Raw genomic sequence first — 13143 nt, forward strand, 5'->3', positions numbered from 1 at the left:
ACAAGCAATTTAGTAAGTAGCGGCGTAGTCGGATTAGCCGAAGACCAAAACCAATGCTCCGGGCGGGAAACATAACCTTTTCGTACTGGATTTTCGTGGATATAGTTTAACTTCTGGCGATAAAACGCCGGATTTTCGATCTTCTTTGGGGCATTCGTCACCATCCAAAACTGATAACTTTCCTTTGCGTCTACAAACAGTTTCAAAACACTCGGTTCAGTAGCTTCCAGATTGGCCTTAAATTTAGCCGAAGTGAATCGTTTGAAGTCCCGCAAAAATCCTGCCATATCTGGCGAAGTAGCGATGAGATGAATATGGTTTAACATAAAAACATAACCGTTCAATTCCAACTCTTTGTTATCTTGGCAGTAACGGATCGAATCAGCTAAAATTTGCCAACGGTTATAACGGTCAAACAAATAATACCAACGCTGGACAGTTAGTGTGAGGTAGTAAGTTCCAGCATTTAGCTCGGTAGCTACGCGGCGGGACGGCATCAGGCTTCCTATTGAAGTATAAGTTAGGTTATTGTACCAAAACGGATGCCGTAGGTGATTGTGAGTAGCCAACACAACAGGGCATGTTGCCCCGTTCATCCGTTTTTTGAGGTGGTGGGATATGCCGCACGACAACAAACCCGTGCCGCAGAAAAACGTTAGGGACTGGGTTGCAAACCCAGTCCCGCGTTCGGGGTTTGCAACCCCGTCCCTAACGTTTCCGTAAAACTTAAATGACGTGGCTGCGCTTAATCAACGTGAAACCTACAGACGGGGCAACATGCCCCGTCCGGCTGAAGGGATTTTTAGAGATCCCCTGAACTGATAAAATTACTTTTCAAGTAAAACCAGCTTAGGTTTTATAAGATACAAATAGGAATCGTTTGTATTTTATAGTTTATTTGCATTATACTCTTTTCATCGTTAATCATGAGTGGAGGATAAACATGAAAATCAGCCGTATGGCATTAGGAAGCAGCGCGTTGACCGTGCTCTTTGCGTTAAGTGCGTCAATAGGCGCTGTGGAAAAGCCAAAATCAATGGATGACATGTGGAAAATTATTCAGGCGCAGCAACAAGAAATTGAAGCGATGAAAGCCCAAATGAACGGCGCAAAGGTAAGTGAACAACCGCCGGTTGCAAATGTAGCATCAGCTAGTGTTAAAAAGCTAGAACGCAAAACCGATGTGTTAAGCCAGGAAGTTGAAAAGTTACGCACCAACTTGGCAATTCCTGAAGAAGCCAAGTACAAAAGTGCTTATGGCTTGGGCCCTGCGGCATCGAAAATTTATCAAGTAGGGAAGGGTTTGTCGATTGGCGGTTATGGCGAGGCCAATTATCAGGCCTTTGTTGGGGATAAGGGTAAAAATGTCGATAATGCCGATATGGAACGCTTAGTATTGTACGCAGGTTACAAGTTCACCGATAACATCCTGTTTAATAGTGAAATTGAGTTTGAACATGCCACCACTGGTGAAGGTTCTGAAGAAAAAGGTGAGGTGTCCGTCGAATTTGCGGCACTCGATTTTTTCATCGATCCTTTAGCGAATATCAGGGCAGGTTTGGTGTTAATGCCGATGGGCTTTATCAACCAGATTCATGAGCCGCCTTTCTTCTTCGGCAATAACCGTCCCGAAGTTGAACGTCGCATTATTCCCAGTACTTGGCGTGAAGTGGGTGTGGGTTTGTTTGGTCAAATTACGCCAGAGCTGACGTATACCACTTATGTGGTCAATGGCTTGAATGCAGCGGAGTTTAGTTCCAACGGTATTCGTGATGGACGTGGTGGCGGTAGTCAAGCCAAGGCAGAAAACTTTGGCTATGTTGCACGCATGGATTATGCGCCTGAAGCATTGCCTGGCGTGTCGGTAGGTGGGTCAGCGTATGTGGGCAATTCCGGCCAAAATCAAACTTTTGCAGGGAAAAATCCTGATGTGTTGGTTCAGCTTTACGAAGGCCATGCCCAATGGAAATACCGGGGTTTGGAATGGCGTGCATTGGGGTCATGGGGACACATTAATAATGCAGATATTTTAAGTGCCGAAAGTAAACGTTTAGCGGGCTTAGCTACTGCTAACGGAGTGCCAACAACTCCGCAAACTATAGGCTCAGAAAATTATGGCTGGTACACCGAAGTCGGCTATGACATTCTGCCGCTCATCTTCAAAGATACCGCACAATATTTGGCACCGTTTTTCCGCTATGAGCAATTTGATACTATCGCTAAAGTGCCAGATGGATCTCCCGATGATGAGAATATGGATAGGCACATTTATCAATTTGGCTTGCAGTACAAGCCTATTCCTAATGTCGTGATTAAAGCGGATTACCGCAACATTGGTGCTAAAAAAGGTAGTGTGCCGGATGATTTTAATTTAGGCTTTGGTTTTATTTTCTAACAGAATCTTTATGGTCAGCATGGATTATAATTTCAGTAAGTTATGGGATTTTTTGAATTTTTAGAGATTCCCTTAATATTTAAGGAATGATGTAATTAGCTCCTCATTTCAAACTGAGAAGGTGTGTTTAGAATTCAAATCGCTATCACAATTGGCTGTATTGGTTTTACAGACTGGCGTTTTGCTTCTGGCTGAATGTGTTCTAAAACTAAAATGGGTGGCTTGAGATAAATAATGGAAATCTTCAGAAATAGACGGCTCATCATCACGTTGTTGCTACTTGCTGTGGCTATGCCCAGCTTTGCTAAGATTTTTTACAGCAAAAATGAGGCAATGGTGCTGGCATTTGGTGAAGGCGTACAGGTTGAAACGTTGTCGTTATTTCCCGATGACCAGCAAATGTCTACCCTTCAAAAGGAAGCCAAAGTTAAATTGGACTCTGGGTTATTCACTTTCTATGTTGGAAAAGAGAAGGACAAAATACTTGGCTATGCGGCAATTGAAACAAGCACTGTCCGCACTAAGCCAGAAACTTTAATGATTGTGCTAACTTCTGAAGGTGAATTACGTGATGTTTATACCCTGGCATTTCATGAGCCTCCTGAATATCAACCTCCAGAACGCTGGTTTGAACAGCTCAAGAAGCGACCATTGGCCGATATGGATTTTAATAAAGGGATACAAGGCATTTCGGGTGCAACTTTAAGTACACGGGCTGCTGTCAACAGTGTCCGCAAAGTGATGGCGGTCTACCAAACTATGCTAAAAAACCAGGGCAAAAACTGATGCGTTATTTTGTGACAGGTGAGCAGCACCGTAAATCCTTATTGAATGCGCTGGTGCTGATGTTTCTGGGTTATGTTGCTTTGCTATGGCTTAGTAATGGCATGATGTACTTTCACCACATGGATTTGACCGCAAAATCGGTGGTTGCCTATTACCTCGGGTCTGAGGAGGAATTCACCCAGCCCAGAAGCTATCAGGGAATGCTTGAAGTATCGCATTTTCACCTATTTTCTATGGGAATGTTAGTGGTGACACTGACCCATCTAATGTTAATGACGAATTTTTCTACCAGATTAAAAATCTGGTTAAGCGGATTAACCTATATTTCCGCACTCGCTGATGAGGCGGCGGGGTGGTTGGTTAGATTTGTTCATCCACTGCTTGCTTATTTTAAGATAGCCTCATTTGTGGTATTGGAGTTTTCTTTGGCAGCTTTGGTTTGCGTGGTTGCCGCCGCCCTCATTCGCGCAAGAAGGCTTATAGACGTTTCCACAGAATAAGCAAGCAACAAAGCCTTGACTTTAAAGTTGCCTAAAGTATCATTATCCGTTCCATTTGCTGCACTATAGTAGCAATCTCTAAAAATACAACACATAGGTAGGACAGATATGGGCTTTATCTTAGATATGACCGAAACATTAAAAACACCAGCCGGCATAATAGGCCTTCTTGTGATTATTGGCGTAGTTACTTTGCTGTTGAAATGGGTTTTCGCGCCACACCCAGACGACGAACAATAAGCTACACTCGATTTTTTGTTCTTAGGCCGCTAGTGATTTTTTGAATCGTTAGCGGCCTTGGTGTTTATAGCGTTTCCCATTATTTCCAACACCTTTGTCAGGTAGTCCGTACATTTTTTTTCGATAGTTCGAATTTTGAAATGTATCAATTTGTTTACCAAAAAATTTTCCAACTGCTTTTCCAAAAAGTGCCGGCTACTGGTATAGGCCTTTTTCGCGTTTTTTATGGACTGGTTGCCTTACAGGAAATTTTTTTCCTTTATTATTTCAATCACTTAATTTTTGATCCCGTTCCGTATATAGACGTTGAGTTTCCTGGTATTCCGCTTTTCCTCTGTCTATGGGGAATTGTGGCTGTTTGTGTGGCGGTGGGTTACCGATACCAGCTTGCGATAACCGCTAACTACGTATTCTGGATTGTTTTTGTGAATTTCACGCCGATGCAGCGGGATTTTGATGGCGGTTTTGATACCTTCATGATTGGCACGGGATTTTTTCTGCTGTTTATGCCGGGCGACCGAGCCTTTTCTATAGACAGTCTTCGCTACAAACTCAGCATGCCGTTCACCCATTACGCTGACTATCCACAGGCGACAGTTTCGGCTCTTGCTTACCACATCCCTGTATTGGTATGTCTGGGTTTCCTTTATCTGGATTCAGATGTTCACAAACTGTTTGCCGAGCATTGGCGGAATGGTTTGGGCTCCTGGTTACCGGCAACTCAGCCTTACTATGTCTCTGCACTTGATACCTCGCCGCTGTTAAATATTGAGTGGTTACAAAAAACGGTAGGCTATACGATTATGATTTTCCAGCTGACGTTTGTGTTTTTCTTTGCACATCGGCGATTAAGGGTCATATATTTGTTGGTTGGGCTTGCACTGCACTTGGGTATCATAATTACGTTGAATATCTACCCGTTTGGCATAGGCATGTTAATTTTTTACGTACTGCTAGTGCCGTTCAAATGGTGGCGCAATATCGCTCGGTGGTTCACGGCTAAACAACCTGCACTTACCGTTTTTTACGACCAACAATGTCCTTTATGTAACCGTACGGCGCTGACGCTTAATCACTTTGATCTATTCAAGTGCATAGACTTTAAACCTGCACAGCAATATGCGGTTAGTTACCCAGGACTGTCTTCAATAAGCATGAATACCTTGTTGACTGACTTATATGCCTTAGACGGGCAAAACAAGATTTATTCTGGCGTTGATACGTATCGGCAAATTTTGCTAAAAATGCGCTATTTAGCACCAGTCGGAATATTATTGGGTTTGCCAGCAATTAGGCAGTGGGCTGAAAAAAAATATCGCGCAATTGCCGATTCTCGCCAACGCATAAGCTGTGATGCTGGCTGTCCGGTTGATCCGCCGCTGCAAGATAAAACCTTATACCATCAAATATTCGAGCAGTTTGGCCAACAAAAACCCAAAGTCCTGTCCAGGAAATTAGCGAAAATAGTGATCGTACTGTTGTTTTTTCAATTAAATAGCACCATTCATTATGGGCTTTTCTACCGACTGCCAATAGCTGTTGAAAAAATTGCAATGAGTCAGCCCATTTCCCAGGCCAGCAATGCCCTACTCATGCTTTCTTCGACTTTTCTAGGCATTACCCCTCATGCGCTCTATTTACACGACCATTTCGCGGGTTATGACCGTATTCTGGCAATTACTTACCTAGACCAAAATGGAATCGAACACTGGTTACCTTTTGTCAATCAGCAGGGACGATTGCTTGCCCCAAACTGGGGTCGTGTCCATTCAATGTGGGCAAATATTGCTATTACCCCCACCATAGATAACCAGCGCTTACGCAAATTTATCATGAAAGTGACCGCTTTCTGGGGGCATGAATCAGGTTTAAATCTTGGCAATACAATCTTTAAAATAAAAATGAAGAAAATTGATGCACCTACGCACTGGGTATCAGATCAGCTGCATAAAAATTTTTTATCTCAGTGGGTTAACATAGGGATCGTAAGATGGTGCAATGAGCAAATTAGTTACGATTTACCTGAGGACATCAACGCCAACCTGGATTATTCGATGTCGAAGGACGTGCCGCGCAACTGAGTGATATGGGCGTCCCCTCGGTAGGCTTAAAAGCGCGTATGGACTGGGAGGCTTTTCGCACTGCCCTCGTTTGTTTATCGCGGCGCGGCCATTCCTGTCTATTGGTTGCCGTTAAACAAACGGGGCAATTCAAATCGTCGGGAACGCAGGGTACTGTTACAACGCTTCATCGGGCAATTTGGCAAACGCCCTATCAAAGGGCTTTTGTAACCTAAGGATTTATTGGCGACAGGTGGATGGGTTGGCTAATCAAACAGCAAATACCCTTTTTTATTCGGATTCACAACGACGCATAAGTACGGATAGCCAGAGCCAAGAGCGACCTGTTAGCGAGCCAAACTATAAACGGTCGCTAAAGTATTTGGAAAAACTGCTCTTGTTCATATGCCATGCAATTTTCAAACGTTAGTGGGTTATCGGTTAAACGTTGAATAACTAAAGCCCCCTGAACAGTGACCAGAAAATGTTCTGCTCGTACTTCGGCCTCTTTTGGTTGCAAACCCGCTTCCTGGCTTAACATACAGAGAGCTGTACACCAAGCGTCATAATCTTTTTTTAATAACGCCTTGATTTCATCTCTTGCTTCCCCAAGACTCAGTACATTCAACAGACAATTTTTTTGCCCAGCACAATAAAACGCCTTGAGCGTGGCCAGCATATTGCTGAACCGTTTTTCGGGTGTCTCTTGACGCACTAATAATGGCGCTATGACAAGCTGATGCAGTTGTGCGCTAATATAACTCACAACTGCCTTAACCATATCATCCTTACCTGCCGGAAAACGATGATAGAGACTTGATTTTTTAAGCCCTGTCACTTCGGATAGCCGTGAAATTGTACTGCCCTCATAACCGTGGCATCGAATTATTTCAAATAGCGATTCCACAAGAGAGTCGTTATCAATTGTTTGCAGTGCCATAAAACCACCCTTAAAAAATAATCTTGACATTGTACCGAACGTTCGTTAAATTGTCACTGTACCGAACGTTCGGCATATTATTAATTTAACTTTATGGTAGGAATTTAAGATGAACAAGGCAGCAATTATTATTTTTTCAGACCCAAAAAACGGCGGTGACGAAGCATTAGGCCGTGTGTTTAACGGCTTGGCGGCAGCTTATGACATTAAGCAATCTGGCGGGGAAGTAACCATTACTTTCCAGGGAGCCGGCACACGCTGGGCTAGCCTTCTTACGCAAACAGATCATCCGCTACATGGGCTATATGAACTCGTAAAAAGCAATGTTGCTGGCGTATCCTGTGGCTGTGCTGATTTTTTTGGTGCCGCTGAAGAAGCTACGGCGTGTGGTTTTGAGTTTATAAAAGAAAATCCAATTCCAGGTACTTCAGGATTGGCGAGTTTTGGGAAATTATTAAAATTCGGTACAACCATTTTAACGTTCTAGAAGTTGTATTAACCGCTGGTGGTCATGCCACCAGCTTTTTTTAGGAGAAGCACCATGCCTAACGCATTTGCCAGCATCAGTTTCACCGATAGCGTAAAAGCCGCTCAAACGCGCTATGGTAGCCGTGAAAATAACCGCCGCTTTGAACTTTCGGATGAGCCGCGCAATGAGCTGGGTAGCTTTGAGAGTGAGTTCATTGCGTCTCGTGATAGTTTTTATATGGCGACCATTTCAGAAAACGGTTGGCCTTATGTGCAGCATCGGGGTGGTCCGCCAGGTTTTATAACGGTGCTGGATGCTCGTACGATTGGCTTTGCTGATTTTAAAGGCAACCGGCAGTACATCAGCGTGGGTAATATAAATGCTAATGCGCGTACTTCAATGATTCTGATGGATTACCCTAATCGTCGCCGTCTTAAACTATGGGGCATTGCCCGTATTATTCATGAGGAGGAGGATGAACCTGACACATTCGCCCGCTTAGCCGTATCGAGTTACCGCGCACGGGTTGAGCGTGGCATGGTAATTCAAGTTGAGGCGATTGAGTGGAACTGCCCACAGCACATTACACCACGTTATTCGGAAGCCGAAGTGGATAAAGTGCTACAAACTTTACAAGAGGAGAATAGAGTGCTGCGTGAGCAACTGCGGCAACAAGATCAATCAAGTATGCCTGACAGGTAACAACTTCATTAATGTACAAAAGGAAACACTCATGAATACCCCACTAGAAACCCGTCCACCACTACCGCCGTTCACACGCGAAACCGCTATTCAAAAGGTACGCATGGCAGAAGATGGCTGGAATAGCCGTGACCCGCAACGGGTGTCATTGGTATACACACCGGATAGCCAATGGCGCAATCGTGCTGAATTTCCCTGTGGTCGTACCCAAATTGTAGAATTTTTAACCCGTAAATGGGCGCAGGAATTAGATTATCGGCTGATTAAAGAGTTATGGGCGTTTGAGGACAGCCGTATTGCCGTGCGCTTTGCCTATGAATGGCACGATGATTCAGGTCAATGGTTTCGTTCGTATGGTAATGAGAACTGGCAGTTTGATGCGAACGGGTTGATGGAGTTTCGTTACGCTTGCATCAACGATTTACCGATTGAAGAAACTGAACGCAAATTTTTCTGGCCGTTAGGTCGTCGGCCAGATGACCACCCAGGTTTAAGTGATTTGGGATTGTAAACACTCTCAAGATGCTCATTTTAACGGACTGAAAATATGAGCATCATTACACTTCCGTCTTTTGGAGGTTACGGCGCTAACGTAAAGCTTTAGCGATAATGAATTTGGCAAAGGTTCTCACATTCATTATCTCCACGATTTCAAATCCAGCGTTTTCTAACAACTGCTTCCACTCGCTTGGAGTACGTTCACGTCCACTTGTACCAATTAACATTTGCATGTCGAAAGCGGCTATGGTTGGATTAATATGGGTTTCCTCAGCAACGGCATCAGCAAAAAGTACAGATGATTGGTGAGTGGCAGTGACTGTTTTCAAGTTACTTAATATTGTTGTGCATTCTTCGTCACTTAAGCAATGAAATATGGCGGAAAATACGAAGAGATCATTGTCTGAGGCGGCGGTTGGCAAGGACCCAAACATATTGCCGCCCTGAAAATCAATACGCGCAAGTATATCGGCGGCCTGTCAAACACAATCGCTTTTAGATTGGGGTAGGAGTTAAGAATTGATATGGCTTTGCTGCCTTTGGAACCGCCGACATCAATAACACGCTCAAAAGCTCCCCAGTTAAAATCTAGGGGCAAGATTCAACAATGCTAACAAACACAGAGCCGATCTCTCGTTATGCTGCCCACGCGGCAAACCTAGCGAAATAAGGATTTGATGCGCCTCGTCGATATGATCGTTATTGGTCGTCATGCGATCAGTTTTTCCAATTGTTCATCAATAATTAACTGCGTTGGCTCGTCGCTATACTTAGCCCATTCTCCAAGAGCGATTAGAGCTTGTCGACTCGGATACTTCATCATCTTAAGGTCGGTGGCATTGACTTGGGTATGCCCACTCGAACGACGAAAATTTTCATCAACGCCTTGTTGTATTAAGGTAGGTAGCCAAGCCTCGCGCAAGTGCTTCTGGTAAGCCGTGTTTATTTTCATGATATACATTTAGGTGATTTTCTATACCCAGCATTTCCGCGTCGCCAAAGGTGTGCGGCTGCACAACGCTGGCAACGATCCGTCGTTTTTCTTCTTTCGATGAAAAACGACGCACTACACAATAGAAACCATTCGGATAAAGCCATTTTTCCGTCTCAGCGTTACGCTGGAGAGCATTGGGCTTTTTGATGCCAAGTTTCGGCCATTCTATGTTGTTCCCTGAAAAATGAGCAGGGTACAGTAATGGCACTGTACCCGATTCTGGTATCTCACGAAGATGCTCTTTCATTCGAAAATCAACAACTGGCCCTGTCGATACCTTGATGCCGATGTCATTCAACGAACAATGAATTACGGTTGAAAGTTCGATGATATTGAATTCTGGTGAAGTCGGTACATGGATAAAACGCTCGGAGTCATCGGGAAATACTATCCGGTTGAATGGGTGTGTATGTGTTATGAAATCAGCAAAACGGTCATCAGTCGACGTGGTCACCGTTACATCAGCTTGTTGACCGCCACGTTCAAGTAAGAGGATAATATTCTCTTGTAAAACATCATCATCCTTGAATGCCTTGTTACGCGAGTCGAACAGGTGTATATGTCGAATTGCTGCCCGTTCCAGTATAAAATCACGAAAAGGGCGGTAATATGGCCCATTACAGAAGCTACGAGGAATAATTGTAACTATTTCTCCACCCAATTCCATCATGGACAAAGCCAAGGCAACAAAAGCAGAATAAAGATTTACCGTTTCTATGCCTACCTCTCGAAGTAGCAGACGGTGACGGGAGTTATTGTTAATTTTTTTGTAAGGCGGATTCAAAATTGCATGAGTAAATCCGTTACCGAAACCAAATTGTATCCTGTTAACAGCCTGTTCTTATAACTGGAAAGCGAGTTATTTAATTCATTGTGGATAAAATCGTCCAATTCAAAGGCAGCTATTTCTATCTTTCGAAAATTTATTTCTGCAGCAATGCACCGTTCAAGAAATGCACTTGAAAGTGAACCAATACCCGCACCAGCATCAAGCAAACGACAGTTATCGATGTTTTTTGATGTAAACAAGCTGGCCATAAACTGAGCCGTCCTTGCAGGCGTAAAAAATTGGCCAAGTTGTGATTTTCGTTCGGCCTCAGTATTTTTCGATACTTTTAATCTTGTTTGTTCAACGGTGGCTAGCAATGGTGCGTCCTCTGATGTACTCAGTCCGATTATAAAGCAAAACTCCAAAGCTTACCCAACTGTACAACCGCTGAAAATCCTGGAAACGTAGCGTTAGCGGAGTGAAGATTTTTAGTCCCCCGAAGCGATAGTGCTGTGTGTTTTCACGAAGCGCTGTTTGCGGCGTGAAAATGCACAGCTTTACGACATTGCGTCGAGTCATTGCGTAACGATGTCCCATACCCCTTGTCGGGTATGGGACGAGGGTGGCAGGACGGCTGGGGCAGCCGCAGGCATTGGCGGTCGCGTTAAGTTTTTGCCGCTTGTTTGGACAGGACGTCCTCAAAACAAGCTTTCGCAAAAATAGCGACTCCCCGCGCTCTCCAATTTCACCCAGTAACAAAGCTAAACAGTAACAAAATAAGTTTGCCAATTTACCAAAAACAGTAAGTAGAAAAACTAGGAGCCGACCATCGCTAACGTAAAAGTAAGGGGCGCGCCGGTTGGCAGATTATACCGAAGCCGACGAACCCAAATAAACCAACAACCTTCAAAAGCGCCCGCGTCCGGCGCGTCCCTTTGACTGCCAGGTTAGGCCAGAAACAAGGTGATTTTTTAACATTCGACGTACTGACCTACTCTGAATTAGGTTCATTTTTTTCATTGATTGCCCTACAAAAAACCGAAGATATTAACAACACAAAACTTAAAAATGTTTGTATCAAAAACACCCCGATTTCTAACCCTTTATAGGGATCAATTTTTCCTTCAAGTTCCAAATACACTGTACCGGCAAGGATTGTTATGATTAAACAAGAAAATGTGACTAATGACTTGTATGTATTAATAAGTTTTAGGCAAATAAAAAACATTAAATATGGGATGCTTGTTAGTACGATATAACTTTTATAAACATCAGGTTTGCAATCACCGATATGTTTCCTGGCCCATTCGATTCCCATTTCTTTTACGTGAAAATTACACATTTCTGAAGAATGGCTAAGATTTACATTTATGTTTATAAGCAGAAAAATGACTAGAGCTGTATAACTGACTAATTTTAAAGTAGTCATAAAAAACGCTGTTGTTTGATTTGCCTAACGTAAGTTATACGACATAAAATATCGTATAACTATTATGGCTTGTCGTATAATCTTCATAAAATTACCCAATTCATTGTTTTGTATAAGTAAGATATAAAGCACCCGGACGTTCTATTATTACAATTACGTCAATTACACCTATTAAATATTCATGATAATTAGCCTACCAAAACTAGGCTTTAATCCACGCGGCATAATCAGTATAGCCTTTTTCATCCCCGCCATAAAAAGTCGCATTATCAGGCGTATTTAAAGGCAGTTTATTGGCAAACCGGTAAGGCAGGTCAGGGTTGGCAATAAACAATTTGCCGAAAGCCGCCATGTCGGCATGGCCTTCTGCAATTGCGGTATTAGCCAACTCTAAGTCGTAGCCGTTATTGGCCATATAATAGCCATTGAAACACTTCCTTAATTCCACATAATCAAGCTGACGCTCACCAGTCATCATGTCGCCTTCCAGGATATGCAGGTAAGCCAATGGAAAGTCGGAAAGTGCTTTGGCAACCGCATTGAAAGTTTGCTGCGGATTGCTGTCTTTCATGTCGTTAAACGAATTTTCCGGTGATAAGCGCACACCCACACGGTCTTTACCCCAAACTGCGACGACTTGTTTCGTCACTTCGATTAACAATCGCATACGATTAGTTATGTCACCGCCGTACTGGTCTTGCCGTTGGTTAGTGCTGTCCCTAATGAATTGGTCGAGCAGATAACCATTAGCCGAGTGGATTTCCACGCCGTCAAAACCCGCGCGTTTAGCATTTTGTGCGGCGTTGACATAATCGGCAATAATGCCGGGTATTTCATCCGTCGTAAGGGCGCGGGGCATTTCAAAATCTTCCAGGCCTGTATAGGTAAAAATCTGACCGTTAGGTTTGAGGGCGGAAGGAGCAACGGGTAACTCGCCGTTGATTTGTAATGAGGTATGGGAAATCCTGCCTACATGCCAAAGCTGGCAAAAGATTTTTCCGCCTACTTTATGCACTGCTGCTGTCACTTTAAGCCAACCTTCGACCTGGGCATCGGAATGGATTCCTGGTGTGCCTGGATAACCCAAACCTTGTGGAGAAATCTGGCTGCCTTCGGAAATAATCAACCCCGCGCTGGCGCGTTGCCGATAATATTCGACATTCATATCTTGAGGGACATTGCCTTCTGCCGCTCGATTTCGGGTTAAAGGTGCCATTATGATTCGGTTAGATAGTTCGAGATCGCCGAACTTGATGGGTGAAAACAGATTGGTTTTTGTTGATGACAAAATTAAGTACTCCGAAAAAATTTAGTTAAAAAATAATGCCGTACACTGTTGAAAATAGAGTGCATACTGCCAT

The 13143-nt window shown here is 43.6% G+C and carries 17 protein-coding genes; 8 read left to right on the forward strand and 9 right to left on the reverse strand.

The window, feature by feature from the left end; genetic code table 11:
• Positions 1 to 497: hypothetical protein (locus tag ABL924_RS07500; protein WP_349026458.1), on the reverse strand; the 497-nt coding region annotated here is incomplete at its 3' end.
• A gap of 446 nt (positions 498 to 943) precedes the next feature.
• On the opposite strand from ABL924_RS07500, the gene ABL924_RS07505 reads away from it, so the two are divergent.
• The 5 genes from ABL924_RS07505 to ABL924_RS07525 all read left to right on the forward strand — a co-directional run bounded on the left by ABL924_RS07505 (position 944) and on the right by ABL924_RS07525 (position 6002).
• A complete protein-coding gene (locus ABL924_RS07505) occupies positions 944 to 2395 on the forward strand; it encodes a hypothetical protein (protein WP_349026459.1) in 1452 nt (483 codons plus the stop codon).
• A gap of 234 nt (positions 2396 to 2629) precedes the next feature.
• A complete protein-coding gene (locus tag ABL924_RS07510) occupies positions 2630 to 3181 on the forward strand; it encodes an FMN-binding protein (protein WP_349026460.1) in 552 nt (183 codons plus the stop codon).
• The gene (locus ABL924_RS07515; protein ID WP_349026461.1) at positions 3181 to 3681 is read left to right on the forward strand and encodes a hypothetical protein; all 501 of its coding nucleotides are present in this window, start codon (positions 3181 to 3183) and stop codon (positions 3679 to 3681) included. The genes ABL924_RS07510 and ABL924_RS07515 overlap by 1 nt, the downstream gene beginning before the upstream one ends.
• Positions 3682 to 3789: 108 nt before the next feature.
• A complete protein-coding gene (locus tag ABL924_RS07520) occupies positions 3790 to 3921 on the forward strand; it encodes a hypothetical protein (RefSeq protein WP_349026462.1) in 132 nt (43 codons plus the stop codon).
• 140 nt (positions 3922 to 4061) lie between these two features.
• Positions 4062 to 6002, forward strand: a complete 1941-nt coding sequence (locus ABL924_RS07525; RefSeq protein ID WP_349026463.1) for a DCC1-like thiol-disulfide oxidoreductase family protein — start codon at positions 4062 to 4064, stop codon at positions 6000 to 6002.
• A gap of 352 nt (positions 6003 to 6354) precedes the next feature.
• Here ABL924_RS07525 and ABL924_RS07530 read toward each other — a convergent pair whose 3' ends face one another.
• On the reverse strand, positions 6355 to 6951 hold the full coding sequence (locus tag ABL924_RS07530; protein WP_349026464.1) for a TetR/AcrR family transcriptional regulator: 597 nt from the start codon (positions 6949 to 6951) through the stop codon (positions 6355 to 6357).
• A gap of 79 nt (positions 6952 to 7030) precedes the next feature.
• Between ABL924_RS07530 and ABL924_RS07535 the strand changes: the two genes are divergently transcribed.
• From ABL924_RS07535 to ABL924_RS07545, 3 genes are read left to right on the forward strand one after another with little or no spacing between them, the layout of a single operon-like run.
• On the forward strand, positions 7031 to 7408 hold the full coding sequence (locus tag ABL924_RS07535) for a DsrE family protein (protein WP_349026465.1): 378 nt from the start codon (positions 7031 to 7033) through the stop codon (positions 7406 to 7408).
• 54 nt (positions 7409 to 7462) lie between these two features.
• The gene (locus ABL924_RS07540; RefSeq protein WP_349026466.1) at positions 7463 to 8092 is read left to right on the forward strand and encodes a pyridoxamine 5'-phosphate oxidase family protein; all 630 of its coding nucleotides are present in this window, start codon (positions 7463 to 7465) and stop codon (positions 8090 to 8092) included.
• A 31-nt stretch (positions 8093 to 8123) separates the two neighbouring features.
• Complete coding sequence (locus ABL924_RS07545) at positions 8124 to 8603, forward strand: nuclear transport factor 2 family protein (protein ID WP_349026467.1); 480 nt, start codon at positions 8124 to 8126, stop codon at positions 8601 to 8603.
• 76 nt (positions 8604 to 8679) lie between these two features.
• On the opposite strand, the gene ABL924_RS07550 is transcribed toward ABL924_RS07545, so the two are convergent.
• From ABL924_RS07550 to ABL924_RS07580, 7 genes are all read right to left on the reverse strand, one after another.
• Positions 8680 to 9057 carry a methyltransferase gene (locus tag ABL924_RS07550; RefSeq protein WP_349026495.1) on the reverse strand — a complete coding sequence of 126 codons (378 nt, stop codon included), beginning with the start codon at positions 9055 to 9057 and terminating at the stop codon, positions 8680 to 8682.
• 114 nt (positions 9058 to 9171) lie between these two features.
• Positions 9172 to 9303, reverse strand: a complete 132-nt coding sequence (locus ABL924_RS07555) for a hypothetical protein (RefSeq protein ID WP_349026468.1) — start codon at positions 9301 to 9303, stop codon at positions 9172 to 9174.
• On the reverse strand, positions 9300 to 9542 hold the full coding sequence (locus tag ABL924_RS07560; protein ID WP_349026497.1) for a hypothetical protein: 243 nt from the start codon (positions 9540 to 9542) through the stop codon (positions 9300 to 9302). Before ABL924_RS07560 ends, ABL924_RS07555 begins: the two co-directional genes overlap by 4 nt.
• Positions 9469 to 10368, reverse strand: coding sequence for an Eco57I restriction-modification methylase domain-containing protein (locus tag ABL924_RS07565; protein WP_349026469.1), 900 nt, complete (start codon positions 10366 to 10368; stop codon positions 9469 to 9471). Before ABL924_RS07565 ends, ABL924_RS07560 begins: the two co-directional genes overlap by 74 nt.
• A complete protein-coding gene (locus ABL924_RS07570; RefSeq protein WP_349026470.1) occupies positions 10365 to 10730 on the reverse strand; it encodes a hypothetical protein in 366 nt (121 codons plus the stop codon). The genes ABL924_RS07565 and ABL924_RS07570 overlap by 4 nt, the downstream gene beginning before the upstream one ends.
• Before the next feature lie 614 nt (positions 10731 to 11344).
• Positions 11345 to 11782 (reverse strand): hypothetical protein, encoded by a 438-nt coding sequence (locus tag ABL924_RS07575; RefSeq protein ID WP_349026471.1) that lies wholly within the window; start codon positions 11780 to 11782, stop codon positions 11345 to 11347.
• Positions 11783 to 11984: 202 nt separating this feature from the next.
• Complete coding sequence (locus ABL924_RS07580) at positions 11985 to 13070, reverse strand: alkene reductase (protein ID WP_349026472.1); 1086 nt, start codon at positions 13068 to 13070, stop codon at positions 11985 to 11987.
• Between the last annotated feature and the right edge of the window lie 73 nt (positions 13071 to 13143).

The organism is Methyloglobulus sp. (assembly GCF_040079455.1).
Taxonomy (GTDB): Bacteria; Pseudomonadota; Gammaproteobacteria; order Methylococcales; family Methylomonadaceae; genus Methyloglobulus.